The sequence below is a fragment of the Cellulomonas taurus genome (assembly GCF_012931845.1).
Lineage (GTDB): Bacteria > Actinomycetota > Actinomycetes > Actinomycetales > Cellulomonadaceae > Cellulomonas > Cellulomonas taurus.
In genome coordinates, this window is sequence record NZ_CP051884.1 from 2,940,669 (window position 1) to 2,966,606 (window position 25,938).

A 25,938-nucleotide genomic window follows, 5' to 3' on the forward strand; every position below is an offset into this window, starting at 1 on the left:
CGGGGGTCGGTGGGGGGTGGTCGTCAGACCATCGCCACCGGCGGTCCGCGCAACGGGTGCCGCGCCCCCGGGACACCGGAGGGCAGCGGCGGGATCCGGTGTCCGACCAGGATGCGGATCCGCTCCGTGACCCGCACGCCCGCCCGGGTCAGCGCCGCCAGGTCCGGCAGCACGGCCGCCAGCACGTCGAGGGTCACCGCGACGGCACGGCGCAGCACCGCGATCAGACCGAGCCCGAGCGCACCGAGCGCCACCTGGGCGGCGACCACCGGCAGGGCCAGCGCGATCAGCAGCACGGCACTCTGCGGCAGACCGGGGGCGACCGCCAGGGTGCCGACCGGGCAGTCGGGCACCTCGCGCAGCAGGGTCAGCCAGCGACCCAGGTCGGCCAGCGGTCCGTCGATCGCCGCGCACTGGTGCACCAGCACCCGGGCCACCCCGAACCACCCACCGATCAGCAACAGCATCCCGGCGAGGACGCCCACCGCCCCCACGCTGCCGCAGTGCGCACGGTGCGCACGTCGCGCACGGTGCCGCAGGCGCGGCGCACGCAGGGCAGAGCGGTCGGCGGACATGGCCCACAGGGTACGGGTCCTGCCCGGGAGAATGCTGGGATTCAGGACCCGGGGACCGGTGGCGACCCGAACGGGGTGAAGTCGACGGGGTCGCCCCGCGCCGCGGACCACAGCGCGAACGCCGCGACCGCCAGCACCAGCAGCACCAGGACCCCGGCACCCCACCGGCCCGGTGCCACAGCGCCGAGCGCCCAGCGGGCACCCTCCCGCGTGCTGCGGGAACCCGGTCCCCACCACAGGGCGATGAGTCCGATCACGGCGGTCACCGCGAGCAACCCGCCCTCGACCGCGGTGTCCGCGGTTCCGCCGTCGTGCAGCACCCACCAGCCGACCCCGCCGACCACGGTCACCAGGGCGGCGGACACCAGCAGCGACGGCAGCACGGTCACCACGGAGCGCAGCAGGTGCCAGGGCGAGGCGATCACCCCGCGTGCGGTATCCGAGCGGCGCGCGCCGACTCGCTCGCGTCGGCGCAGGGTCGCCGCCACCACTGATCCGACGGTGCGGGCGAGCAGCACCAGCGGCAGCAGGACCAGCAGGGTGATCCCGGGGCGGACGGCGGCACCGGCCACGGTGAGCAGGCCCAGGGCGAGGAGCGACCCGATCCGCCGCGGCGGGGTGGGCGGCGCGGGCGGCAGGGCAGGGACGGGCTCGGGCCAGCCGGGCGCCGGGTCCTGACCCGGCCTGTCCCACACGGCCGGTCGGGTCGCCGGGTAGCCGGCGGTCTGCGGGTACGCCTCCGACTCCGGCACCACCGGCGGGTACGCAGCGGTTTCTGGCCCCGCGGCCGGGTGCCCGGCGGTGTCCGGCGCCACCGCCGGGTACACAGCAGTCTCCGGCGTCGCCGCCGGGTACACAGCGGTCCCGGGAGCCACCGCCGGGTGGACCGCGGTGGCCGAGTCGTCCCCCGTCCCCGCGGCACCGGCCGGGTACACGACCGTCGTCGGCGCCGCCCTGCGCACCGGCTGCTCGGTCGCCTCCGGGTCGAAGACCTCCCCGCGCAGCTCCGCTTCCGCGAGCGCCGCGACCACCTCGGCCGGTGTCGCCCGATCCGCCGGTTCCGGGGCCAGCGCGTCCCACAGCGCACCGGCGGTGATCGGCCCTAGCCCGCGCAAGTCGGCGTCGCCCTCCTGGGTGCGGGCCAGCACCGCCTCCAACGGTCGGACGCCGAAGGGGGCGCGGCCGGTCGCGGCGAACACCAGCAGCGCCGCCCACCCCCACCAGTCGGTGTCCGGCGTCGGCTCGGCGCCCCCGATCAGCTCCGGCGCGAGGTACCCCGGGGTGCCGACCACGAATCCGGCCGATGTCAGCCGGGTCTCGTCCACCGACTGCGCCACCCCGAAGTCGATCAGCACCGGCCCCTGCGGCCCGAGGACCAGGTTGGACGGCTTGAGGTCCCGGTGCACCACCCCCGCCCGGTGCACGGCGTGCAGTGTCTCGGCCGAGCCGGCCGCCACCCGGTGCAGGCCGGTGGCGTCCAGCGGGCCGCGCAGCCGCACGTACTCGGCGAGGTCCTTGCCCGGGATCAGCTCGGTGACCAGGAATGCCTCGGTGGAGTCGGCCTCGGCGTCCAGCACGGCCGCGACCCCGGGGCTGCGCAGCCGTTGCAGCGCGGCCACCTCCCGGCGCAGGCGCTCCCGGGCCGCCGGGTCGGCGCCGATGTGCGGGTGCAGCAGCTTGAGCGCGACGGTGGTCCCGCCGCCGTCCACCGCCCGGTAGACCGTGCCCATGCCACCGGAGCCGAGCGGCGCGAGAATGGTGTACCCGCCGATCTCGACACCCGGTGCCAGCCCTACCCGCTCCATGCCGGAACGGTAGTCGCCGCAGCCCTCCGGACGGGTCAGGGCACGCGGTGTTCCCCCGGCGAAACATCCCAGGTCACGTTAAGGTCAGGCCGAGCCCAAGGAGCTGAGAAATCGTGGTATCTGCTGGTTATGACCTGGTGATCGTGGCGAACCGCCTTCCGGTGGACGTGAGCCTGGACGACAACGGCCAACCGAGCTGGACCCGCTCCCCCGGTGGCCTGGTCACCGCGCTGGAGCCGGTGGTGCAGCAGTCGGACGGCGCCTGGGTCGGCTGGGGCGGCTCCGCCGATCTGGAGCTGGAGCCCTTCGACGCGGACGACATGCGCCTGGTGCCGGTGTCGCTCTCCCAGGACGACCTGGAGCAGTACTACGAGGGCTTCTCCAACGACACCCTGTGGCCGCTCTATCACGACGTGATCCAGCCGCCGACCTTCCACCGGCAGTGGTGGGACGCCTACCAGCGGGTCAACCGCCGGTTCGCCGACGCCGCCGCCGCCCAGGCAGCGCCCGGCGCGACGGTGTGGGTGCACGACTACCAGTTGCAGCTGGTGCCGAAGTACCTGCGCGAGCTGCGGCCGGACATCCGGATCGGCTACTTCCACCACATCCCGTTCCCCCCGCTGGAGATCTTCGTCCAGCTGCCCTGGCGCAAGCAGGTCGTCGAGGGCCTGATGGGCGCCGACCTGATCGGGTTCCAGCGTGCGGGCGACGCCGCCAACTTCGTGCGGGCCGCCCGGCGGCTGACCGAGCACACCACCCGCGGCCAGGTCATCACGCTGACCGACGCCAACGGACGGGTGGAGCGGCACGTGCGGGCGGCGGCCTTCCCGATCTCGATCGACTCGCACGCCTTCGACAACCTGGCCCGCAGCCCGGAGGTACAGCAGCGCGCCCGGGAGATCCGCACCGAGCTGGGCGACCCGAAGGTGCTGCTGCTCGGCGTGGACCGACTGGACTACACCAAGGGCATCCGACACCGGATCAAGGCCTACGGCGAACTGCTGGAGGACGGCCGACTCTCGGTCGAGGACGCCACGCTGGTCCAGGTCGCCTCGCCCAGCCGGGAGAACGTCGGCGCCTACCAGCAGCTCCGGGACGACGTGGAGGTCCTGGTCGGCCGGATCAACGGCGACTACTCCGCGTTCGGCCACCCGGCCGTGCAGTACATGCACCACTCCTACCCGATGGAGGAGATGGCAGCGCTGTACCTGGCGGCCGACGTCATGCTGGTCACCGCCCTGCGCGACGGGATGAACCTGGTCGCCAAGGAGTACATCGCCGCCCGCTCCGACGACCGTGGTGCACTGGTGCTCAGCGAGTTCACCGGTGCCGCGGACGAGCTGGGCGGCGCGGCGATCCTGGTCAACCCGCACGACATCTCCGGCCTGAAGAACGCGATCATGCACGCGGTGAACATCGATCCCCGGGAGGCCCGCAAGCGGATGCGCCGCCTGCGCCGTCGGGTACTGGAGAACGACGTGGCCAACTGGTCGAACACCTTCCTGTCCGTGCTCACCGCCGTCCCGATCCGGCAGCAGCATGTCTGAGCTGCTCACCGCCGCCCTGGACCGGATCGCCGACCGGCCGCCGCTGCTGATCGCCCTGGACTTCGACGGGACGCTCGCGCCGCTGCAGGACGACCCGGAGCAGTCCCGGATGTCCGAGGTCGCCGCCCACGCGCTCGCCGCGCTGGCCGAGCACCCCGACCGGGTGCGGGTCGCCCTGGTCTCCGGCCGCGCGCTGGCCGACCTGCACCGCCTCGCGCAGCCCCCGCTGGGCACGGTGCTGATCGGATCGCACGGCGCCGAGCGCGCGCAGGTCGCCGCCCACGGTCTCGACCGGCAGGACATCCGGCTCACCGACGACCAGGCCGACCGGTTGACCGAGCTCGGCAGCCGGATGCAGGCCGTCGCACGGGGGCGGGACGGGGTCTGGGTGGAGACCAAGCCGGCTGCGGTGGTGGTGCACACCCGTCTGGCCGAGGAGCCGGTGCGCGCCGAGGCCGAGTCCGAGGCGCTGGCGATCGGTGACGAGCTCGGCTCCGCGGTGCTGCACGGGAAGAACGTGGTCGAGGTGTCGGTGCTCACCGCCGACAAGGGTGCCGCCGTCACCGCACTGCGCGCCGAGCTGGGGGCCGGCGCCGTGCTCTACGCGGGCGACGACGTGACCGACGAACACGCCCTCGAGGCGCTGACCGAGGACGACCTGGGCGTGAAGGTCGGTGACGGCGACACGGTCGCCCGCTACCGCCTGCCGGACACCGACGCGGTCAGCGACCTGCTGGCCGATCTCGCGGGCCGGGTCACCGGGTAGCCGTCGTGGCGCGCGGGGGCATGGACGAGGTCGAGCTGGTCGAGGACGACTGGGTCGACACCGCGCCGCCGCGCACCCGCCCCGCCCATCACCCGCCGCGGGGCCCGGTGCCCTGGCGTCGGTACGCCCGCCGCTGGTGGCCGGTGCCGGTGGTCGTGGCCGCCGCCGTGACACTGGCGGACCTCGGCATCGGCACCGTGGAGCAGCGGGCCTACCTGACGGCACAGGAGTTGCCCCAGGTGGCCGTCGCCGTGGGACCCGACGTGCGGGCAGTGGAGCTGGAGAACGGCACACGCGTCGCGTGGGCGGGTCGTGAGGTCGCCGGCGTGTACCTGTCGAGCAGCTGGGACGACTCCGGTGCCGAATCACTTGTCGCCACCGACCCGGACAGCGACGAGCAGCTCTGGGAAGCCCCGGTGGTCAGCGACTTCAGCAACGGCAACGCCTTCACCACCACCGACTGCTGGGCGGAGTCCGGGCAGATCGCCTGCTGGTCCGCGGTGGCCGTCTACGACACCGCCGGGACCACCACCCTGACCCGTGCCCGGCTGTTCCAGCTCGACCCGACCACCGGCGCTCGGCACGACGACACCCCGCTGCCGGCCGAGACCGCGGTCATCGGCACCGGCGACCACCGGATCACCGCCACCGTGCGGGACGACCAGCGCATCGAGGTCACCGCGCGCACCCTGGACGGCACCGTCCGCTGGCAGGCGATCCTCGACCCGTTGCGGGACGCGCGCGACGTCTACAGCCCGATGCGGCTGCAGGTTGTGGGCGACGCGGTCGTGGTGTCCTCCGATCGCGGCGCGTGGGCGCTGGACCTGGTCGACGGGCACACCCTGACCTTCGGCAGCTCGGTGGGCCCCGCCCGACAGGACCGGCTCGCGGTGGAGGGCGCCGCCGGTGCGCAGGTGTCCGGCCCGGACGGCAGGATCACCGCCCTCGGCATCGCACGGCGCCTCCAGCTCAGCGTCGACGACGGCTCGGTGCCGCAGGCGGAGTTCGTCCTGGACCAACCCCACGGCGAGCTGTCCGGCCTGGACACCACGACCGGCGAGCCGCTGTGGAGCACCGACACCGCCTTCCGCGCCGAGACCTCGGTGATCCTGCTCGACGACCTGTTGATCGGCACGGTGCCCCAGGGCGTGCTCGCCCTGGATGCCACCACCGGGGCCGAACGCTGGCGGGCGGACGTGTCCCCGTCCGCCGACTTCTCCCTGCAACCGGTGACCGACGGCCGCCACGTGCTGGTGCTCGGCGACCGGGACGAGGGCACCGAGGTGGTCGCCCTGGACCTGCGCACCGGTACCCGGATGTGGACGGCGCCGATGCCCCCGGACCTCCGCCAGCTCGCCGTGGATCAGCACCGGCTCTTCGCCTTCGGCGACCGGGCCGCCTACCGGCTGTCGTGACAGGGACGCGTGGCCCACATCACACCGTTCCTGTGGCAGGATGACCGGTGGATCGGGCGGCTCACCAGCCGTTCGGCCTGTGTCAGCGAAGACACTCTGACACCTTTCACGACGGATCGTCCGGCACGTACCTGCCGGTGAAGGGATTGACAATGGCTACGGTCACGTACGACAAGGCCACCCGGGTCTACCCGGGCACGGAGCGCCCCGCTGTGGACGCGCTCGACCTGCACATCGAGGACGGCGAGTTCCTCGTCCTCGTCGGCCCCTCCGGCTGCGGTAAGTCCACCTCCCTGCGCATGCTCGCGGGCCTGGAGGACGTCAACGCCGGTCGCATCCTGATCGGCGACCGCGACGTCACCGACGTGCAGCCGAAGGACCGGGACATCGCGATGGTGTTCCAGAACTACGCGCTGTACCCGCACATGACCGTCGCCGACAACATGGGCTTCGCGCTCAAGATCGCCGGCACCCCGAAGGCCGACATCCGGCAGCGCGTCGAGGAGGCTGCCAAGATCCTCGACCTGACCCAGTACCTCGACCGCAAGCCGAAGGCGCTCTCCGGTGGTCAGCGCCAGCGTGTCGCGATGGGCCGTGCGATCGTCCGCCAACCGCAGGTCTTCCTGATGGACGAGCCGCTGTCGAACCTGGACGCGAAGCTGCGTGTGCAGACCCGTACCCAGATCGCCTCGCTGCAGCGCCGCCTGGGCGTCACCACGGTCTACGTCACCCACGACCAGACCGAGGCGCTCACCATGGGCGACCGGATCGCCGTGCTCAAGGACGGTCTGCTCCAGCAGGTCGGCACCCCGCGCGACATGTACGACACCCCGGCGAACGTCTTCGTGGCGGGCTTCATCGGCTCCCCGGCGATGAACATCGGCACCTTCAACGTCCAGGACGGCTTCGCCACCGTCGGGTCCGCGGGCATCGCGGTGCCGCGTGACGCGATCGGCCAGCTCGCCGCGGACGACAACAACCAGATCACCATCGGCTTCCGGCCGGAGTCGCTGGACGTCGTCCCCGAGGGCACCCCGAACGCCCTGCCGGTGGTCGTGAACATCGTCGAGGAGCTCGGCTCGGACGCCTACGTGTACGGCTCGCTGGCCGGGAACGCCGCCGCCGCGGACGTCACCTCCGGCGCCGGCGACTCGCAGGTCATCGTCCGGGTCGGCCCGCGTCAGGTCCCGCTCAAGGGCGAGACCATCTGGGTCACCATCCGCACCGGTGAGCAGCACCTGTTCCACGCCGGTTCCGGTCAGCGCATCACCGCCTGATCCAGCGCTCTCGCGCCCGAAGGGGCGGGGCTCGGCACCTGCCGGACCCCGCCCCTTCGGCCATCGATGGGAGAATCCTTGGTCATGGACCGCCCCCGCCTCCAGATCACCGCCGCCGCCCCCGACCCGGCGCTGCTGGATCTGCCCTGGCACATCCCGCTCGCCGAGTGGCCCGCCGATCAGCTCGCCGCCCTCCCCCGCGGCATCTCCCGGCACACGGTGCGGTTCGCCCGGCTGTCCGGCCGGGTGATCGCGATCAAGGAGATCGGCGAGACGGTGGCGTACCGGGAGTACGAGCTGTTGCGTCAGCTCAGCCGCCTGGACGTGCCCAGTGTCGAGCCGGTGGCGGTCATCTCCGGTCGCACCGATCCGGACGGTGAGCCGCTGGAGCCGGTGCTGATCACCCAGCACCTGCGGTTCTCCCTGCCGTACCGCTCCCTGTTCAGCCAGTCGCTGCGCCCGGACACCGCGACCCGGTTGATCGACGCCCTCGCCGTGCTGCTGGTCCGGCTGCACCTGGTCGGGTTCTACTGGGGCGACGTCTCGCTGTCGAACACCCTGTTCCGGCGGGACGCCGAGACCTTCGCCGCCTACCTGGTCGACGCCGAGACCGGCGACCTCCACGACAGCCTGACCGACGGCCAACGGGGCTACGACCTGGAGGTGGCCCGGGTCAACATCATCGGCGAGCTGATGGACCTGCAGGCGGGCGAGTTCCTGGAGGACGAGGTCGACGCGGTGGCGATCGGCGACGCCCTGGCCGAGCGCTACCAGGAGCTGTGGGGTGCGCTCACCGAGGCAGAGTCCTTCCAGTCCGGTGACCGCTGGCGGGTGCAGGCCCGGATCGACCGGCTGAACGACCTCGGCTTCGACGTCGGCGAGCTGGACATCACCACCGACCTGGACGGCACCACCGTGCGGATCCAGCCCAAGGTGGTCGACGCCGGACACCACTCGCGCCGCCTGATGCGCCTGACCGGACTCGACGTGCAGGAGAACCAGGCCCGTCGGCTGCTCAACGACCTGGACGGCTACGCCGCCGCCACCGACCGGCAGAACGACGACGAGAACTTCGTCGCCCACGATTGGTTGAACGGCGTCTTCGAGCCCGCCGTCCGGGCTGTGCCCCGCGAGCTGCGACCGAAGCTGGAGCCGGCGCAGATCTACCACGAGCTGTTGGACCACCGCTGGTTCCTGTCCGAGCAGCAGGGCCGGGACGTGCCGATGCCGGAGGCGGTGAAGTCCTACGTGAAGAACATCCTGCCCACCCGGCCGGACGAGGAGGCGATCCTCGGGGTGTCGGCGGCGGACCTGCGGGAGGACGCGGACCCGCTGATCGGGTGAGCGGGGGCGTTCGCCCCGGAGATGCGCCGTCGCCGGTGAGTGTCGCCCGCCGTTGGGGGGCCCGAATCTCCTGAGTGGCAGTCGCAGATTTCCCCGTTCAGCACGGGTAGGTAGTGGCGCGTCCACCTACCCGTGCTTTCACGGCACCTAGTCGGGGCGCTCGGGGTGGATCGTCGACGGTTGCTGGGACGCCGAGATCGCGTCCGCAGCCGCTCACCACCCCCGACAGCCCTGGAGAACCCTCGTGGACTGCCTCGCACTCACCGGCAGCAGCCCGGCGCCCCTGCTCATCATCGCCTGCACCATGATCGCCGCCGCCATCCTGCTGCTGTTCGTGGCCCGCCGTGGACGTCGCTCCGGTCGGGCCGGCATCGCCTTGTCGACAGTGCTGGCATTGGTGCTGGGAACCGGTGTCGCTCTGCTCGGCACGCCGACCGCACAGGCAGCGTCCGCCGACGCATGCGCTTCCCGCGGGACCCACGCGTCAGCGGCATCGGGCGGCCGTGGCCCGGCCCCGGCAACGACCGCGGATCCGACCCCCGCCCCGGACTCCGATCCGGCACCCGACCCGACTCCGGTACCGGACCCGACGCCGACACCCGACCCGACACCCGCCCCGGACCCGACGCCGACACCCGACCCGACACCCGCCCCGGACCCGACCCCGACACCTGAGCCGAGCCCGGAGCCGGTGGCGCCGGTCTACTCCGTCGCCTTCCCCGTGCAGAACATCCCCTCCCCGCCCGGGGGGCAGCCCGTGCAGGACTACAGCCAGCGGTACCGGGTCGTGGTCGCCCACACCGACGGGGACGAGGCGAGCGATCCGATCGTGCTCCGGATCGCGGACCAGCCCGACGGCTACTGGACGGCGGTCGGCCTGGTGAACGAGGACGGCAGCGATGCCGCCGACGTCACCGTCACCCGGGCGGACGGTGTCACGTCGTTCACGATCGCCGATCCCCCGACCGCCGACGCGCCGCGCACGTTCCTGATCGAGGTCCGGTACGACAGCACCACGTGGGACTCGACCATGTACGAGCAGCCGGACGAGAGCTGGATGGGCGTCCTGCGGCCGGAGAGTTCGCTCACGGCGGTGCTCGGCGACTCCACCGCCGTTCTGACGATCCCCGGGTACCTGATGATCTACCCGGCGCCGTGACCGGCGTCATGCGGCGCACCTGACCCTGTCCCCCGATGCCTCGGTCCCGCATCGGTGAGCGCCGTACGGGCCGAGGTCGCGCCACGCTGACCGTCCCCACGCTGGACCGTCCTGAACTCCCCCCGCAGACGGGCCGACGCCCTCAGCGCCGCAGCAGCCGCTCACTGCCGGACCAGAGCGCCTCGACCAGGGCCGGGTCCGCCGCCTTCCGGGCGGTGCGGCCCGGCCGGTGGTCGCTGCCGTAGTACTCCCCCGACTGCCAGGCGTCGGAGCGGATGAAGAACTCCAACGTCGACCCGCCCGCCTCCGGAGTGATCAACGACCGGTTCAGCACCGTGGTGTAGAGCCACCGCAGCGGGCTGGTGGTGTCGGAGGCGAAGCTGGTCGCGACATTGCCGGGGTGGAAGGCGACCGACCGGATGCCCCGGGCGTGCAGTCCCTTGGTGAACAGGATGTTCGCCAGCTTGGCATTGCCGTACGCCCGCTCGGGCCGGTAGCGGCGGGAGGTGTCCAGGTCGTCCACCCGGAAGCTGCTGAACAGCCGGGCGGCGACGCTGGAGGTGTTCACCACGGCGGTGTCGGGGGTGAACAGCGGCCGGAGCAGGTCGGTGAGCAGGAAGGCGGCCAGGTGGTTCACCTGGAAGGTCAGCTCCACCCCGTCGACGGTGATCGTCGGGCCGGAGAACAGCCCACCGGCATTGTTCGCCAGCACGTCGATCCGGTCGTAGCGGCCGGTGATCTCTGCCGCGAGGCCGCGCACCTGGTCCAACTGGGCGAAGTCGGCGACGAACACGCCGTCCGCCCCCACGCGCTCGGCCACCGCCCGGGTCTTCTCCGGGTTCCGGCCGACCAGGATCAGTCGGTGGTCGCCGGCCAGCCGCGCGGCAGCGGCCGCCCCGATGCCGTCGCTCGCTCCGGTGATCAGGACGGTGCGCACGCCGATCAGCCCTGCCGCTGCCGGGCGACCTCGTACAGCGCGATGCCCCCGGCGACCCCGGCGTTCAGCGACTCGACGTCGGAGTCGATCGGGATGCCCGCGATCACGTCGCAGTGCTCGCTGACCAGGCGGGACAGCCCCTTGCCCTCGGAGCCGATCACCAGCACCAGCGGGTCGGTGCTGTAGGGCATGTCGGCGACCGTGGTGCTGCCGCCACCGTCCAGGCCGACGATGAAGCAGCCCGCCTCGTGCAACCGCTCCAGGGCGCGCACCAGGTTGGTGGCCCGGGCGACCGGGACCCGGGCGGCGGCACCGGCGGAGACCTTCCAGGCGGAGGCGGTCATCCCGGCCGAGCGGCGTTCCGGCACCAGGACACCGTGCGCGCCGAAGGCCCCGGCCGACCGGAGCACGGCGCCGAGGTTACGGGGGTCGGTGACGCCGTCCAGCGCGACGATCAGCGGTGGGCGGTCGCTGGCGGCGGCGATGTCGAGCAGGTCCTCGACGTCGGAGTACTCGTAGGGCGGCACCTGGATCGCCACGCCCTGGTGCACGGCGCCGTCGGTCATCCGGTCCAGCTCGGGCTTGGTGACCTCGAGCAGCGGGTAGCCCTCGTCGGCGGCGGTGCGCAGGATCTCGCGGGTGCGGTCGTCGGCCTCCAACCGGGCGGCGATGTAGACGGTGGACACCGGGATCCCGGCGCGCATCGCCTCGACCACCGAGTTGCGCCCGGCGACCACCTCGGTGACGGCGCCCCGGCCCTTACCGCTCGGGGTGCGGCGGGTGGTGCCGCGCGAGGTGGTGGCGCGCTTCTCCGCCGCCGCCTTCTTCTTGTGCGCGGAGTGGTAGGTGCGGTCCTCGGCCTTGGGGGTCGGGCCCTTGCCCTCGAGTCCGCGACGGCGCTGCCCGCCGGACCCGACGGTGGCCTTCTTGCCGGTCTTGCGGGTGGCGCCACGGCGCTGGGAGTTGCCGGCCATCAGATGTCCTCGTCAGTCACGTTGCGGGCGGCGAGCGACCAGCGCGCGCCGGTGGGGGAGTCTTCGACCGCGATACCCGCGGCGGTGAGCCGGTCGCGGATCGCGTCGGCGGTGGCCCAGTCCTTGGCGGCCCGGGCGGCGGTGCGGGCGTCGAGTTCGGCGCGCACCAGGGAGTCCAGGGCGGTGGCGGTGCGGTCGTCGCCGGTGGCGGCGCCCCACTGCTCGCCCGCCGGGTCGAGGCCCAGCACGTCCAGCATGGCGCGCACGGCGGCCAGCTCGGTGCGGGTGCTCGGGTCGTCACCCGCGGCCAGGGCGGTGTTCCCGGCCCGCAGGTGCTCGTGCACGACCGCGAGCGCGGCGGGCACGTTGAGGTCGTCGTCCAGCGCCGCGGCGAAGTCGGCCGGGATCTCGGCCTGCGCCGGGTCCACCTCCCCCACCCGCTCGGTCGCCCGGGTGACGAAGCCCGCCAGCCGGTCCCAGGTGGCCTCGGACTCGGCCAGGGTGTCCGCCGTCCACTCCAGCATCGACCGGTACTGCACGGCGGTCAGGGCATAGCGGAGCACCGCGGGACGGACGGTCTCCAGCAGGGTGCTGACCAGCAACCCGTTGCCGAGCGACTTGCTCATCTTCGCGCCGGACTGGGTGACCCAGCCGTTGTGCAGCCAGTACCGGGCGAAGCCGTACCCGGCGGCGCGGGACTGGGCCTGCTCGTTCTCGTGATGGGGGAACCGCAGGTCGAGTCCGCCGCCGTGGATGTCGAAGGTGTCCCCGAGGTACCGGTGCGCCATCGCGGAGCACTCCAGGTGCCACCCGGGGCGGCCGCGGCCGAAGGGGGTGTCCCAGGAGGCGGTCTCCGGCTCACCCGGCTTGGCGGCCTTCCACAGCGCAAAGTCGTGCGGGTCCTTCTTGTCGGTGGCCTCCGCGGCGCTGTCCGCCACCATGTCGTCCACCCGCTGGCTGGTCAGCTCGCCGTAGGACGACCAGGAGCGCACGTCGAAGTACACGTCACCCGGGCCGGCGGTGTAGGCGTGCCCGCGCTCGATCAGCCGCTGCATCAGCTCGACCATCGCCGGGACGTGTCCGGTGGCCCGCGGCTCGTAGGTCGGCGGCAGCACGCCCAGGGCGTCGTAGGCGGAGGTGAAGGCCCGCTCGTTGGCCATCGCCCACGCCCACCACTGCTCACCGGCCTCGGCGGAGCGGTGGAGGATCTTGTCGTCGATGTCCGTGACGTTGCGGACCATGGTGACCCGGTACCCGGTGCGGCGCAGCCAGCGGACCAGGACGTCGAAGGCCACCACCGAGCGGACGTGCCCGATGTGCGGCGGGGCCTGGACGGTGGCACCACAGAGGTAGATGCCGACCTGACCCGGGACGACGGGGACGAAGTCACGCACCTCACGGGTGGCGGTGTCGAACAGGCGCAGGCTCACCGCACCAGGCTACCGGCCAGTCACTTCCCGCGGACACTGCCCGTGACGGCAGCCGCCTCGGCCCGCAGATCCGCCAGCACCAGCTGCACCACGCGCCGGGCAGCACGCTCGGGGGTCATCAGCACATCGGTCCGTCGCGCGGCATCGACCCCGGCCAGCGGCACCAACCGCACCCCCGGCCGGGCACCGGCGGTGTAGCGGGGCAGCAGGCTGATCCCGTGCCCGGCAGCGACCAGCGCCTCGACCACCCCGAAGTCGTTGAACCGCTGCACGACCCGGGGCGGCGCACCGGCCACCGCCGCCACCCGGTCCAGCACCCGGGCGACCGGGAAGCCCTCCCGCACCGCGATCCACGGTTCGCCGACCAGATCCGCCGGCGTGAGGTCGGCGCGCTCCGCCAGCGGGTGACCCTTGGGCAGTGCGACATCCAACGGTTCGCGCAGCAGCGTGGCGACGCGGAGTCCGGTCGGCCAGTCGTCGCCGGTGTCCGGTCGGTGCGCCACCACCAGGTCGTGGTCGGCGGTCAGGCTCGGGAAGTCGTGTTGCGCGACGTCGTGGTCGCCGAGTTCGATCGTGACGCCCTCGTGCGCGGCCACCCGGTGCAGCAGACCGGGTGCCAGCAAGGCGGCGGCAGATTGGAAGAACGCCACCCGGACCCGGCCGGTGGGTGAACCGCGGAACGCCTGCACGGCGCCCCGGGCCTGTTCCAGGGCGACCGCCACGCCGACGGCCGCATCCGCCAGGGCGTGTCCGGCCTCGGTGAGTCGGATGCCCCGCCCCACGCGCTCGACCAGGGGCGTCCCCGCCTGGTCGGTGAGCTGGCGCAGGTGCTGGGACACCGCGGACGGGGTGAGGTGCAGCCGGGCCGCGGCCGCCGTGACTCCCCCGGCCTCCCGGACCGCGCGCAGCGTGGCGAGGTGATGGCTGTCCATGTAGCGACGCTACACGGACAGTGCTAGATCTTTCGCTGGTGCTGGACGGTCATGGCCGGTCACCCTGATCCCGTGCCGACCCGTGACCGCCTCCTCGCCCTGATCGTGGTGCTGTGCTGGGGACTGAACTTCCCGGCGATCCACCTGTCCCTGGAGCAGTTCCCGCCCTTCTTCCTCGTCGCCCTGCGGTTCGCGCTGCTCGCGATCCCGACCGTGCTGTTCGTCCCGCGCCCCCAGGTGCCGTGGCGCTGGCTGCTCGGCTACGGCCTCGGCTTCGGTGTGCTGCAGTTCGCCTTCCTGTACCTGGCGATGGACACCGGGATGCCGACCGGCCTGGCATCGCTGGTGCTGCAGTCCTCGGCGCCGTTCACCGTCCTCATCGCCGGGGTGTGGCTGCGGGAACGGATCACCGGTCGGCAGGCACTCGGGATCGGGATCGCCGTCGCCGGGCTGGCCGGGATCGCCCTGGTGCGCGCGGGAGGCGGTGCGCAGGCGGGGGTGCTGCCGGTGCTGCTCACCCTGTGCGGTGGACTCGGCTGGGCCTTCGGCAACGTGTGCAGCCGTCAGGCCCGGACCACCGAACCGTTGCGCTTCATGCTCTGGATGTCCGTGGTGCCGCCGCTGCCGATGCTCGCGCTGTCCCTGCTGGTCGACGGCCCAGCGGCGATCGGGCGCTCGCTGACCACCCTGACCACCGGCACCGCCGTCTGGGCGCTGGTCGGGCTGGCGTTCACCGTGCTGATCGCCACCGTGGTCGGCTCCGGGATCTGGACCTCGCTGCTCGCCCGGCATCCGTCGAGCGTGGTCGCCCCGTTCAGCCTGCTGGTCCCGGTGGTCGGTTTCGCGTCCAGCTGGTTGGCCTTCGACGAGCGCCCGGCGCCCGCGGAGCTGGTCCTCGGCGCGGTGATCATCGCCGGTGTGCTGATCGCCAGCGCGCCCGGCCGTGCAGCACGGGCGCTGCGCAGCCGGTCCCAGGACCCGGACAGCGCGCCCAGCCATGACCCACGCGTACGGGACAGCCGAACGCAGCACCCCGACAGCGCGCCCGGCGTCCCGACCGAGCCGGTGGCAGCGGACGACCCGCCGGCAGCGCACGAGCCCGAACCCGGCCAGCCCCGCGACACCCGCGCCCCTCAGCCGGTCGGCACCACCAGTGCGGTCGCCAGCGCCGCGATGCCCTCGCCGCGCCCGGTCAGTCCCAGTCCGTCCGTGGTGGTCGCCGACACCGCCACCTGAGCCCCGGCGGCCGCCGACAGGGCGGCCTCCGCCTCGGCCCGGCGCGGTCCGATCCGAGGGCGGTTGCCGACCACCTGGACGACCACGTTGCCGACCTCGAACCCGGCGGCCCGGACCTGGCGTGCCGCCTCGGCCACCAACTCGACCCCGGCCGCCCCCGCCCACTCCGGACGGTCCACCCCGAAGACCGCGCCCAGGTCGCCCAGCCCGGCGGCGGAGAGCAGCGCCTCGGCGGCGGCATGCGCGGCGACGTCGGCGTCCGAGTGCCCGGCCAACGGTCGTTCTCCCGGCCAGACCAGTCCGGCGAGCCGGAGGGCCGCCCCCGGCGCCGGGTCGGGGTCGTAGGCGTGCACGTCGACGCCCATCCCGATCCGGGGGATCACGACTCGGCTCCCAGCAGCAGCTCGGCCAGCGCCAGATCCCGCGCGGTGGTGATCTTCATCGCCGACTCCTCCCCGGGCACCAGCCACACCGGCTCGCCCAGCAACTCGACCAGTCCCGCGTCGTCGGTGACCAGCCCGCCGTCGAGCCGGTGCGCGGCGTGCGCGGCGTCCAGCACGGTGCGATCGAATCCCTGCGGCGTCTGCACGGCGCGCAGCCCGGCACGCGGCACCGTCCCCCGGGCGGCCGTGGCACCCTCCGCCCCCGGGTCGACGGCCGTGATCGTGTCGGTCACCGGCACCCCCGGCACCACCGCCCGATGTCCGGCCCGCACCGCTGCGACCACGCGACGGATCAGCTCCGGCGAGGCGAGCGGCCGCGCCGCGTCGTGCACCAGCACCACGTCCGAGGAGTCCGGCACCCGGGCGAGCCCGGCCGCCACCGACTCCTGCCGGGTGGCACCACCCACGACCACGTCGGCCTCGGGCAGCAGGGCACGACAGATCGACTCGTGGCCGTCCGGAGCGGTGACCACCAGGTGGTCGATCACCCCGGACATGACGAGACGCCGCGCTGCGTGCTGCAGCAACGGCGTCTCGTGCAGTCGGACCAGCGCCTTCGGCTCGGGGTGCCCGAGTCGAAGACCGCTGCCGGCTGCGGTCAGGATCGCGGTGGTGTGGCCCACCGGATCAGGAGGCGAGGACCTCGTCCAGGATGGCCTCGGCCTTCTCCTCCTCGGTGTGCTCGGCGAGTGCGAGCTCCGAGACGAGGATCTGCCGGGCCTTGGCGAGCATCCGCTTCTCCCCGGCCGACAGGCCGCGGTCGGCGTCCCGGCGGGAGAGGTCGCGCACGACCTCGGCCACCTTGATGACGTCGCCGGACGCCAGCTTCTCCAGGTTGGCCTTGTACCGACGCGACCAGTTGGTCGGCTCCTCGGTGTACGGCGCCCGCAGGACCTCGAAGACCCGGTCCAGACCCTCCTGGCCGACGACGTCGCGCACGCCCACGAGGTCGACGTTCTCCGCCGGGACCTCGATGGTCAGATCGCCCTGGGCGACCTTCAGCTTGAGGTAGATCTTGTCCTCGCCGCGGATGGTCCTGGTCTTGATCTCCTCGATCAGCGCTGCCCCGTGGTGCGGGTAGACAACGGTCTCCCCAACAGTGAAAGTCATTTGGAGGTGTCCCCTTTCGCGGATGCCCATCTTACCACGCGAAAACCGGCAGACTTCGTGAAGATTCTCGATGGTCACCAGCGTTTGCCCTGGTCAGAGCGATGACGGTTCCACGCCGTGCGCGACACGCGACCGAACCGGTGCGCGAACCGCGTCGGCGTGGCTAGAGTCCGATCGGGGCCGCCTCGTCCCGAGGAGGCCGACCCGCAACGTCCTGACCTGCGACGACGCAGCCACTCGCGACCCGGTGTGCCGCGCCGGGCGACCGGCGGATGCTGACGCCGGGTCACCTCGATCGCGTCCAGCGCCGTAGGCTCTCCGGAGCCGACGTCGAACCACTCCCAGGGAGCCACCGTGGCCCGCAGCCGCCAGTCCACCCTCCGCCGCGTCTCCGCCGTCGCGGCCGTCGCCCTCGCCGCCGCCCTGTCCGGCTGCTCGGCGACCAACCAGATCACCTCGCAGCTGGAGTACGACGCCTCGGACGGCGTCGGCGCCGCCTTCGGTGACCTCAGCGCGGAGAACCTGGTCCTGATCTCCGCCGCCGCGGGCGAGCCGGGTGCGCTGCAGGGGGCACTGAGCAACAACGGCGACAACGCCGCGCTGGTCGAGCTGAGCACCGGCGACGACTCGGCGACCGTGCGCGTCCCGGCCGGCCAGACCGTCCTGCTCGGCGGCAGCCAGGGCGAGGAGGTGCTGCTGGTCAGCCAGGACCCGCCCGGCGCGACCACCGAGCTGACGCTCTCCAGCGGCTCCTCCGGGCAGGAGACCCTGCCGGTCCCGGTGCTGGACGGCACCCTGCCGGAGTACACCGACCTGGTCCCGGAGGCCACGCCGACCTTCTGAGCCGTCGACGCCCGAACGGCCCGGTCCCCTGCGCGGGGGCCGGGCCGTTCGGCATTCCAAGGACGTTCACCGTTCCAGGCCCACCCGCGTTCCCAAGCCAGCCGCGTTCCCAGGCAAGCCGCGTCGAGGTCGGCAGAACACGCCATCTGCGGGCCGGCGACGTGCCGAACTCAGGCCCGAACTGCCGACTTCGGGGCGCGGTGTGCCGACGTCGGGCGCGTACCGCCGACCTCGGGCCGCGGCGGTCCGGGCAAGCGGCGCGAGCTGCCGGGCGAGGGCGGGCGGGTCGAGGTCGCGGGCCGGGCCACGCCCGAGGTCGGCAGAACACGCCATCTGGGGGCCGGCGAAGTGCCGAACTCGGGCGCTCAGTGCCGACCTGGGGCGCTAGGTTCCGACGCCCGGCCGCCGCAGTGGCGTAGTCGGGCGACCCGTCCGCCGTCGGGTCGGCTCAGCCGAAGCGGCCGGAGATGTAGTCCTCGGTGGCCCGCTCGCGCGGGGAGGAGAACATCGTCGCCGTGTCGTCGATCTCGATCAGCCGACCGGGCTCACCCGTCCCGGCGATGTTGAAGAACGCCGTCTTCTCCGACACCCGCGCAGCCTGCTGCATGTTGTGGGTGACGATCACGATGGTGTAGTCGTTCTTCAGCTCCGCGATCAGGTCCTCGATGGCGAGGGTGGAGATCGGGTCGAGCGCCGAGCACGGCTCGTCCATCAGGAGCACCTGCGGCTTGACCGCGATGGCGCGGGCGATGCAGAGCCGCTGCTGCTGACCACCGGACAGTCCCGAACCGGGGCGGTCGAGCCGGTCCTTGACCTCGTTCCACAGGTTGGCGCCCCGCAGCGACTGCTCCACCAGGTCGGCGGCGTCGGACTTGGAGATCCGACGGTTGTTCAGCCGGATGCCGGCGAGCACGTTCTCCGCGATGGACATGGTCGGGAACGGGTTCGGGCGCTGGAAGACCATCCCGACCTGGCGGCGCACCGCCACCGGGTCGATGTCCGCGCTGTAGAGGTCGACGCCTTCCACCGCGACGGTGCCCTCGACCCGGGCACCGGGGATCACCTCGTGCATCCGGTTCAGGGTGCGCAGGTAGGTGGACTTGCCGCAGCCGGACGGGCCGATGAACGCCGTCACCGAGCGCGGCTCGATGGTCATGTTCACGTCGGCCACGGCTCGGAAGGCGCCGTAGTAGATGTTCAGGTCCTTGACGTCGATGCGCTGTGCCATCGGGATTTCCTTCGGGGAGTCGAGTCGGGGGCGGCGGGTCAGCGGATCTTCGGGGCGAAGAACCGGGTCACCAGCCGGCCGATCAGGTTGAGCAGCATGACGATCAGGAACAGGGTCAGCGCGGCCGCCCAGGCCCGCTGCACCGTGATGTCGGCGACGCAGGCGGTGTCACCCGGGGAACAGGCCACCAATCCTTGCGCGTACTGCCGGTAGACGTACACCGGCAGCGTCATCATCCGACCGTCGAAGAGGTTGAAGTTGATCGAGTCGACGACGCCCACGGTCAGCAGCAGCGGGGCGGTCTCACCGATCACGCGGGCGATGGCGAGCATGACGCCGGTGGTCAGACCGGCGACCGAGGTGCGCAGCACCACCTTGACGATGGTCAGCCAGCGCGGGACGCCCAGCGCCAGCGACGCCTCGCGCAGCTCGTTGGGCACCAGGCGGAGCATCTCCTCCGAGGAGCGGACCACCACCGGGATCATCAGCACCGACAGCGCCACCGAGCCGATCACGCCCATCTTGGCGCCCGGCCCGAGCAGCAGCGCGAACAGGGCGTAGGCGAACAGACCGGCGACCACCGACGGGATACCGGTCATCACGTCGACCAGGAAGGTGATCACCTTGGCCAGCGACCGGCCGCCGCCGTACTCGACCAGGTAGATCGCGGTGAGCAGGCCGATCGGCACCGAGATCAGCGCCGCGAACAGCGTGATCTCCACCGTGCCGACGATGGCGTGGTAGATGCCACCGGCGTCCATGCCGCCGAAGACACCGCGCATCGAGTGCAGCAGGAAGTAGCCGTCCAGCCGCCCGATGCCCTTGGACACCACGGTCCAGGTCAGGGAGATCAACGGGATCATCGTGATGACGAAGGCGCTGGTGATCAGCGTCCGCATCAGCACGTCCTTGCGCCGCCGGGCGGGGTCGGTGGTGCGCAGCAGCTCCTCGAGCGTGGGCTGTGGTGCCTGGGCGTTCTGCGTCGCTGTCGCCATGTCAGTTCGCTCCCGAGAAGTCCTTGCGCCGCGCCACGATCGCGCGGGCGGCCATGTTCACGGCCAGGGTGATGACGAACAGCGCGAGGCCGGTGGCGATCAGGGTCGCGACGCCGGTCTGGTTGGCCTCGGGGAACTGGGCGGCGATGTTCGACGCGATCGTCTGCTGCTTGCCGGCGACCAGCAGCTGGAAGGAGTAGGTGAAGCCGGGCGAGAGGATCATCAGCACCGCCATCGTCTCGCCCAGCGCACGGCCGAGGCCGAGCATGGCGCCGGAGATGATGCCGGAGCGGGAGAACGGCAGCACGGCCATCCGCACCATCTCCCACCGGGTCGCGCCCAGGGCGAGCGCCGCCTCCTCGTGCAGGCGCGGCGTCTGCAGGAAGACCTCCCGGCAGATCGCGGTGATGATCGGCAGGATCATCACGCCGAGCACCAGTGCGACGGTGAGCATCACGCGGCCGGTGGGCGACACGTTGCCGCTGAACAGCGGGATCCAGCCGAGGTACGTCCCGAGGAACTCCCAGATCGGCTGGATGAACGGGCTGAGCACCAGACCGCCCCACAGGCCGTAGACCACCGAGGGGATCGCGGCGAGCAGGTCGACGATGTACCCGAGCGCGTTCGCCAGCCGCCGGGGCGCGTAGTGCGAGATGAACAGCCCGATCCCGATCGCCAGCGGGGTGGCGATCAGCAGGGCCAGACCGGCGGCGAGCAGCGACCCGAAGATCATCGGCCCGACGAAGCCCAACAGCGTGGAGTCCTTCGGGAACCAGCTGATCGTGTCGGCCAGGTAGTCCGGATTGGCGCTGAGCGCCGGCAGGGCCCGGGCCACCAGGAAGACGGTGACCGCCGCCAGGATGACCAGGATCAGGACGCCGGCGCCGGTGGACACCCACCGGAACACGCGGCTGGCGCCACGGTCGGAGCTCTTCTGCCGCAGGCGGCGGGCGGTGCGGCCGGGTGAGGTGGCGTCACCGGTGGTGACGGTCCCGGGCTGAGTGCTGGTCACGCGTTCTCCAGGATGGCAGGGGGCTGATCGCGCCGACGGCCGGTCCGCCTGCGGGTGCAGACGGACCGGCCTGTGGTGACGTGTGACCTCAGGAGGCCAGCTTGATCGCGTCGATCGACGCCTGGACGTCGGTGCGCAGGGTGTCCGAGATCGGGGCGGAACCCGCGGCGGTCTCGGAGGCGGACTGGCCCTCGGCGGAGGCGACGTAGGTCAGGAACGCCTGGACCAGGTCCACGTCGTCCTGGCTGTCGTAGGCCTGGCAGGCGACCAGGTAGGACACCAGGATCATCGGGTAGGCGCCCGACTCGGTGGTCTCGCGGTCGATCTTCACCACGATGTCACCCTCGGCACGGGCGTCGTCGCGCGGGGAGGCGTCCAGCGCGGCGGCGGCACCCTCCTCGGACGGGGCGACCCACTCCTCGCCGACCTTGATCTTCACCACGCCCAGGTCACCGGCCTTCGAGAAGTCGGCGTAACCGATGGTGCCGTTACCGCCGGACACCGCCTGGATCAGGCCGGAGGTCTGCGCACCGGACTCGCCACCGTCCAGCGGCCAGTCGCCCGACGCCTCCTCGGTCCACGCGCCACCGGAGGCCTTCGCCAGGTAGTCGGTGAAGTTCTTGGTGGTGCCCGACTCGTCGGAGCGGTGCACCGGGGTGATCGCGGTGTCCGGCAGCTGCACGTCCGGGTTCTCCGCGGCGATCGCCGGGTCGTTCCAGGTGGTGATGGTGTTGTTGAAGATGTTCGCGATGGTGGCGGCGGACAGGTTGAGGCTGTCCACGCCCTCCAGGTTGAACACGACGGCGATCGGGGAGACGTAGACCGGCAGGTCCACGGCCTCCGCGCCGAAGCAGCGGTCCTGGGCCTGGGCCAGCTCGTCCTCGTCCAGCGCGGAGTCGGTGCCGGCGAACTGCACCGAGCCGTCCAGGAAGGCGGTACGTCCGCCGCCGGAGCCGACCGGGTCGTAGGAGACGGTCACATCAGGGTTCTGGTTCTGGAACCCGGCACGCCAGGCCTCCATCGCGGACTCCTGCGACGAGGCGCCGGAGCCGTTCAGCTCGCCGCTCAGGCTGCTGGCGGTGTCGCCGGAGCCGGAGGTGCCGGTGGAGTCAGAGCCAGTGGCGTTGTCGGAGCCGCACGCCGCCAGGGAGAGGGCAAGCACGCCGGCGAGGGCGAGCGCGCCCGTTCCGCGGTTCAGCTTCACAGTGTTCCGTCCTGTCGTGGTCAGCGCGCACCCTGATGGTGCGCAACCGAGGACGAAGCTAGGAGCGTCAGGTGACCGGTCCCCCGTCGGATGGTGAACCCCGGGTGAACGACGGTGCAACATCTCGCCCGGCCCGCCGTTCACCCGGGATTCATCACGCGTCGTTCAGCTTGTAGCCCAGTCCGCGCACGGTGAGCAGCAGCGTGGGGTTGCCCGGGTCGGACTCGATCTTGGCCCGCACCCGCTTGACGTGGACGTCCAGGGTCTTGGTGTCGCCGACGTAGTCGGTGCCCCACACCCGGTCGATCAGCTGGGCGCGGGTGAGCACCCGGCCGGCGTTGCGCAGCAGGAGTTCCAGCAGCTCGAACTCCTTGAGCGGGAACGCGACCGGCTCGTCGTTCACCGTGACGACATGGCGTTCGACGTCCATCCGCACCGGACCGGAGACCAGGATGTTGTCGTCCTCGTCCTCGTCCTCGGTCGGCGCGGTACCCGACACCCGGCGGCGCAGCACGGCCCGCACCCGCGCCAGCAGTTCCCGGGAGGAGTACGGCTTGGTGACGTAGTCGTCGGCGCCGAGCTCCAGGCCGACCACCTTGTCGATCTCCGAGTCCTTGGCGGTCAGCATGATCACCGGCACGTCCGAGGTCTGCCGGATGTGCCGGCACACCTCGGTGCCGGAGACGCCGGGCAGCATGAGGTCCAGCAGGACCAGGTCGACCGGATCGCCGGTGTCGAAGAGCTCCACCGCCTCGGTGCCGGTCGCGGCGGTCGCCACCTGGTAGCCCTCCCGGGTGAGCAGGTAGGCCAACGGATCGCGGTACGACTCCTCGTCCTCGACGAGCAGGATGCGGTTCACGGAGTGCCTTTCGGTTCGGAGTCGAGGGCACGCTCATGCGCCTCGACCTCTTCGGCTGAGGCCGCCCTGGGCAGCCGGATGGTGAAGGTGGAGCCACGTCCCGGTTGCGACCAGACCTGGACGTCGCCGCCGTGGTCGGCCGCGACATGTTTGACGATGGACAGGCCCAGTCCGGTGCCGCCGGTCTCGCGGCTGCGCGCCGGGTCGACCCGGTAGAACCGCTCGAACACCCGGTCCTGCTCCTCGGCGGGAATGCCGATGCCCTGGTCGACCACCGCGATCTCGATCAGTGACTCGTGGCTGCGCACCCCGACCCCGACGTGGGTGCCGGGCGGTGAGTAGGACACGGCGTTGTCCAGCAGGTTCCGCACCGCCTGGACCAGCATGGTCGGGTCGCCGAAGACCTGGGCGCCGCTGACCCCACCGACGTCGAGGTCGATCTGCTTGGCCAGGGCACCGGTCCGGGCGCGGTCCACCGCCTCGGCGATCACGCTGTCGACGTCGATCACCTGGATCTCCTGCAGCGCACCGGCGACCTGCAGCCGGGACAGCTCCAGGATCTCGTGCACCAGCGCCGACAGCCGCTGGGACTCGTTGATCATCCGCCCGGCGAACCGGCGCACCGCCTCCGCGTCCTCGGCGGCGTCCTGCACCGTCTCGGCCAGCAGCGAGATCGCGCCGACCGGAGTCTTGAGCTCGTGGGACACGTTCACCACGAAGTCCCGGCGGATCGCCTCCAGCCGCCGGGCGGCGGTGCGGTCCTCGGCCAGGACCAGCAACCGGTTCGGCCCGAGCTGGGCGACCCGGACCTGCAGCATGATCGTGCCGGGGCCGAGCGGCCCGCGGGGAAGCTCCAGTTCCTCGTCCCGGATCACCCCGGTCCGCCGCACGTCGGCGATCAGGTCACGCACCGCCGCGTGCACGATCTGCCCGTCCCGGACCACCCCGTAGGCGTAGGCGGGCGGGCTGGCGCGCAGGACGTGGTCCTCGTCGTCCAGCACCACCGCCGCCGACCGCAGCACGGCGAGCACGCGCACCAACCCGTCGTCCAGCTCCGGCTCGGGTCCGGCCGGTACCGTGCGCTGCGCCCGTTCGCTCCACCGGAACGCGAGCGTGGCACCCACACCGACCAGCAACCCCAACCCACCGGCGACGAGCATCATCAGCCCTGTCAGACCCTCCACGCCCGTCAGCGTACGGGGGTGAACAGCCGGGATCGCCAGGTCGCCCGATGATCACGGGCTGACGATGATGAGTGTTCATCGGCGTTCACCGCCCGGCGGTACGGCGTTCACCCACCCGTTCACCTGGGCGTGGAACGGTGTGGCGTCGATCTGCGCACATGTCGTGCGCGCGCACGATGAGAGGACGCACGAATGCGGGAGATCTTCGACGCCGAGCTGAAGCAGCTCGGTGACGACCTGGTGGCCATGAGCGGTCGGGTCGAGCACGCCATCACCGCGGCCGGGGAGGCGCTCGCGCACCAGGACCTGACGCTGGCCGAGTCCGTGATCGCCGACGACCTGGCGATCGACGCGCTGGAGCGGGACCTGGACGAGCGGTGCGTGCTGCTGCTGGCCCAGCAGTCCCCGGTCGCCACCGACCTGCGGGTGGTGGTGTCCGCGCTGCGGATGAGCGCGACCCTGGAGCGGATGGGTGACCTGGCCCGGCACGTGGCACAGGTGGCGCGGCGCAGCTACCCGCACCCGGCCGTGGACCCGGCGCTGGCAGCGGTTTTCGCGGAGATGAACGAGGCGGCGGTGCGGGTGGCGGCCAAGACCACTGAGGTGCTGCAGAGCCACGACCTGGAGGTGGCCGCCGCGATCCTGGCCGCCGACGACAAGCTGGACCACCTGCACGAGGAGACGTTCCGGGTGCTGCTCGGCTCCGGCTGGTCCGGGACGCCGCAGCAGACGGTGGACGTGACGCTGCTCGGCCGGTACTACGAGCGGTTCGGCGACCACGCGGTGTCGATCGCCAAGCGGATCACCTTCCTGGTGACCGGCGAGTTCGCGGGCGGGCCGACCCCGACGCACTGAACCGCCCATGACGAAGGCCCGGTCCCCCGTGCGGGGGACCGGGCCTTCGCGTGAGAGTCAGCGGCCCTGGTTGGCGACTGCCTTGATCGCCTCGGCGGCAGCGTCGGGGTCGAGGTAGGTGCCGCCCGGGTTGGTGGGCTTCAGCGTCTCCTCGTCCAGGTGGTACACCAGCGGGATGCCGGTCGGGATGTTGATCCCGGCGATGGTGTCGTCGTCCACGTCGTCCAGGTACTTGACGATGGCGCGGATCGAGTTGCCGTGCGCGGCGACCAGGACGGTCTTGTTGTCCTTCAGGTCCGGCACGATGTCCGAGTTCCAGTAGGGCAAGGCACGGTCGAGGACCTGCTTGAGCGCCTCGGCACGCGGGATCGGCTCACCGGCGTAGCGCGGGTCGGTGTCCTGGGAGAACTCCGAGCCCAGCTCGATGTCCGGCGGCGGCACGTCGTAGGAACGGCGCCAGAGCATGAACTGCTCCTCACCGAACTCGGCCAGGGTCTGCTTCTTGTCCTTGCCCTGCAGCGCACCGTAGTGACGCTCATTCAGGCGCCAGGACCGCTTGACCGGGATCCAGAGCCGGTCGGCGGAGTCCAGCGCGTAGTTCGCGGTGGTGATCGCGCGGCGCAGCAGGGAGGTGTGCACGACGTCCGGCAGCACGCCGGCGTCGGTCAGCAGGGTGCCGCCGCGCTTGGCCTCGGCGACGCCCTTCTCCGACAGGGGCACGTCCACCCAACCGGTGAACAGGTTCTTGGCGTTCCATTCGCTCTCGCCGTGGCGGAGCAGCACCAGGGTGTAGGTCATGGGTCCCATC

Annotated in this window: 25 protein-coding genes; 9 read left to right on the forward strand and 16 right to left on the reverse strand. The window is 72.0% G+C overall.

What is annotated here, in order from left to right; translation table 11 throughout:
• Positions 1-23 precede the first annotated feature (23 nt).
• Both HGK68_RS13630 and HGK68_RS13635 read right to left on the reverse strand, forming a co-directional pair.
• The gene (locus HGK68_RS13630; RefSeq protein ID WP_169166458.1) at positions 24-575 is read right to left on the reverse strand and encodes a hypothetical protein; all 552 of its coding nucleotides are present in this window, start codon (positions 573-575) and stop codon (positions 24-26) included.
• Between the two features lie 41 nt (positions 576-616).
• Positions 617-2,380, reverse strand: coding sequence for a serine/threonine-protein kinase (locus HGK68_RS13635; RefSeq protein WP_169166459.1), 1,764 nt, complete (start codon positions 2,378-2,380; stop codon positions 617-619).
• A 113-nt stretch (positions 2,381-2,493) separates the two neighbouring features.
• On the opposite strand from HGK68_RS13635, the gene HGK68_RS13640 reads away from it, so the two are divergent.
• The 6 genes from HGK68_RS13640 to HGK68_RS15970 all read left to right on the forward strand — a co-directional run bounded on the left by HGK68_RS13640 (position 2,494) and on the right by HGK68_RS15970 (position 9,888).
• Positions 2,494-3,927 (forward strand): alpha,alpha-trehalose-phosphate synthase (UDP-forming), encoded by a 1,434-nt coding sequence (locus HGK68_RS13640; protein ID WP_169166460.1) that lies wholly within the window; start codon positions 2,494-2,496, stop codon positions 3,925-3,927.
• Positions 3,920-4,693 carry a trehalose-phosphatase gene (otsB, locus tag HGK68_RS13645; RefSeq protein WP_169166461.1) on the forward strand — a complete coding sequence of 258 codons (774 nt, stop codon included), beginning with the start codon at positions 3,920-3,922 and terminating at the stop codon, positions 4,691-4,693. The genes HGK68_RS13640 and otsB overlap by 8 nt, the downstream gene beginning before the upstream one ends.
• A 20-nt stretch (positions 4,694-4,713) precedes the next feature.
• On the forward strand, positions 4,714-6,108 hold the full coding sequence (locus HGK68_RS13650; RefSeq protein WP_169166462.1) for an outer membrane protein assembly factor BamB family protein: 1,395 nt from the start codon (positions 4,714-4,716) through the stop codon (positions 6,106-6,108).
• Between the two features lie 152 nt (positions 6,109-6,260).
• On the forward strand, positions 6,261-7,385 hold the full coding sequence (locus HGK68_RS13655) for an ABC transporter ATP-binding protein (RefSeq protein WP_169166463.1): 1,125 nt from the start codon (positions 6,261-6,263) through the stop codon (positions 7,383-7,385).
• 84 nt (positions 7,386-7,469) lie between these two features.
• On the forward strand, positions 7,470-8,729 hold the full coding sequence (locus tag HGK68_RS13660; RefSeq protein ID WP_169166464.1) for a DUF4032 domain-containing protein: 1,260 nt from the start codon (positions 7,470-7,472) through the stop codon (positions 8,727-8,729).
• Between the two features lie 244 nt (positions 8,730-8,973).
• On the forward strand, positions 8,974-9,888 hold the full coding sequence (locus HGK68_RS15970) for a hypothetical protein (RefSeq protein WP_206155753.1): 915 nt from the start codon (positions 8,974-8,976) through the stop codon (positions 9,886-9,888).
• A gap of 142 nt (positions 9,889-10,030) precedes the next feature.
• Here the strand turns inward: HGK68_RS15970 and HGK68_RS13670 are convergent, their stop codons facing one another.
• From HGK68_RS13670 to HGK68_RS13685, 4 genes are read right to left on the reverse strand one after another with little or no spacing between them, the layout of a single operon-like run.
• The gene (locus tag HGK68_RS13670) at positions 10,031-10,825 is read right to left on the reverse strand and encodes an SDR family NAD(P)-dependent oxidoreductase (protein ID WP_343036912.1); all 795 of its coding nucleotides are present in this window, start codon (positions 10,823-10,825) and stop codon (positions 10,031-10,033) included.
• 5 nt (positions 10,826-10,830) lie between these two features.
• Positions 10,831-11,799, reverse strand: a complete 969-nt coding sequence (rlmB, locus tag HGK68_RS13675; protein ID WP_169166465.1) for a 23S rRNA (guanosine(2251)-2'-O)-methyltransferase RlmB — start codon at positions 11,797-11,799, stop codon at positions 10,831-10,833.
• Positions 11,799-13,229 (reverse strand): cysteine--tRNA ligase, encoded by a 1,431-nt coding sequence (gene cysS / locus HGK68_RS13680; protein ID WP_169166466.1) that lies wholly within the window; start codon positions 13,227-13,229, stop codon positions 11,799-11,801. Before cysS ends, rlmB begins: the two co-directional genes overlap by 1 nt.
• Positions 13,230-13,249: 20 nt before the next feature.
• The gene (locus HGK68_RS13685; RefSeq protein WP_169166467.1) at positions 13,250-14,161 is read right to left on the reverse strand and encodes a LysR family transcriptional regulator; all 912 of its coding nucleotides are present in this window, start codon (positions 14,159-14,161) and stop codon (positions 13,250-13,252) included.
• Positions 14,162-14,233: 72 nt separating this feature from the next.
• On the opposite strand from HGK68_RS13685, the gene HGK68_RS13690 reads away from it, so the two are divergent.
• Positions 14,234-15,397, forward strand: coding sequence for an EamA family transporter (locus HGK68_RS13690; RefSeq protein ID WP_169166468.1), 1,164 nt, complete (start codon positions 14,234-14,236; stop codon positions 15,395-15,397).
• Here HGK68_RS13690 and ispF read toward each other — a convergent pair.
• Genes ispF through HGK68_RS13705 form a run of 3 tightly spaced genes read right to left on the reverse strand, consistent with a single transcriptional unit; the run spans position 15,295 to position 16,950 of the window.
• Complete coding sequence (ispF, locus tag HGK68_RS13695; RefSeq protein ID WP_169167132.1) at positions 15,295-15,762, reverse strand: 2-C-methyl-D-erythritol 2,4-cyclodiphosphate synthase; 468 nt, start codon at positions 15,760-15,762, stop codon at positions 15,295-15,297. The genes HGK68_RS13690 and ispF overlap by 103 nt on opposite strands.
• 14 nt (positions 15,763-15,776) lie before the next feature.
• Positions 15,777-16,463, reverse strand: a complete 687-nt coding sequence (gene ispD / locus HGK68_RS13700) for a 2-C-methyl-D-erythritol 4-phosphate cytidylyltransferase (RefSeq protein ID WP_169166469.1) — start codon at positions 16,461-16,463, stop codon at positions 15,777-15,779.
• Positions 16,464-16,467: 4 nt separating this feature from the next.
• Positions 16,468-16,950 carry a CarD family transcriptional regulator gene (locus HGK68_RS13705; RefSeq protein ID WP_013769765.1) on the reverse strand — a complete coding sequence of 161 codons (483 nt, stop codon included), beginning with the start codon at positions 16,948-16,950 and terminating at the stop codon, positions 16,468-16,470.
• Positions 16,951-17,304: 354 nt separating this feature from the next.
• Here HGK68_RS13705 and HGK68_RS13710 point away from each other — a divergent pair, with 354 nt between their 5' ends.
• The gene (locus HGK68_RS13710) at positions 17,305-17,793 is read left to right on the forward strand and encodes a hypothetical protein (RefSeq protein WP_169166470.1); all 489 of its coding nucleotides are present in this window, start codon (positions 17,305-17,307) and stop codon (positions 17,791-17,793) included.
• Positions 17,794-18,241: 448 nt separating this feature from the next.
• Here the strand turns inward: HGK68_RS13710 and pstB are convergent, their stop codons facing one another.
• The 6 genes from pstB to HGK68_RS13740 all read right to left on the reverse strand — a co-directional run bounded on the left by pstB (position 18,242) and on the right by HGK68_RS13740 (position 24,275).
• Positions 18,242-19,021 (reverse strand): phosphate ABC transporter ATP-binding protein PstB, encoded by a 780-nt coding sequence (gene pstB / locus HGK68_RS13715; RefSeq protein WP_169166471.1) that lies wholly within the window; start codon positions 19,019-19,021, stop codon positions 18,242-18,244.
• Between the two features lie 38 nt (positions 19,022-19,059).
• Positions 19,060-20,016 (reverse strand): phosphate ABC transporter permease PstA, encoded by a 957-nt coding sequence (gene pstA, locus HGK68_RS13720; RefSeq protein ID WP_169166472.1) that lies wholly within the window; start codon positions 20,014-20,016, stop codon positions 19,060-19,062.
• Between the two features lies 1 nt (position 20,017).
• Complete coding sequence (pstC, locus tag HGK68_RS13725; protein WP_169166473.1) at positions 20,018-21,028, reverse strand: phosphate ABC transporter permease subunit PstC; 1,011 nt, start codon at positions 21,026-21,028, stop codon at positions 20,018-20,020.
• Between the two features lie 88 nt (positions 21,029-21,116).
• Positions 21,117-22,232 carry a phosphate ABC transporter substrate-binding protein PstS gene (pstS, locus tag HGK68_RS13730; RefSeq protein WP_246260384.1) on the reverse strand — a complete coding sequence of 372 codons (1,116 nt, stop codon included), beginning with the start codon at positions 22,230-22,232 and terminating at the stop codon, positions 21,117-21,119.
• A 154-nt stretch (positions 22,233-22,386) separates the two neighbouring features.
• Positions 22,387-23,091: a response regulator transcription factor gene (locus HGK68_RS13735; RefSeq protein WP_169166474.1), complete on the reverse strand. Its 705-nt coding sequence runs from the start codon at positions 23,089-23,091 to the stop codon at positions 22,387-22,389.
• The gene (locus tag HGK68_RS13740) at positions 23,088-24,275 is read right to left on the reverse strand and encodes a sensor histidine kinase (protein ID WP_206155755.1); all 1,188 of its coding nucleotides are present in this window, start codon (positions 24,273-24,275) and stop codon (positions 23,088-23,090) included. Before HGK68_RS13740 ends, HGK68_RS13735 begins: the two co-directional genes overlap by 4 nt.
• Positions 24,276-24,467: 192 nt before the next feature.
• Here HGK68_RS13740 and phoU point away from each other — a divergent pair, with 192 nt between their 5' ends.
• Positions 24,468-25,130, forward strand: a complete 663-nt coding sequence (phoU, locus tag HGK68_RS13745; RefSeq protein ID WP_169166475.1) for a phosphate signaling complex protein PhoU — start codon at positions 24,468-24,470, stop codon at positions 25,128-25,130.
• A gap of 57 nt (positions 25,131-25,187) precedes the next feature.
• Here phoU and HGK68_RS13750 read toward each other — a convergent pair whose 3' ends face one another.
• Positions 25,188-25,928: a phosphoglyceromutase gene (locus HGK68_RS13750; protein ID WP_169166476.1), complete on the reverse strand. Its 741-nt coding sequence runs from the start codon at positions 25,926-25,928 to the stop codon at positions 25,188-25,190.
• Between the last annotated feature and the right edge of the window lie 10 nt (positions 25,929-25,938).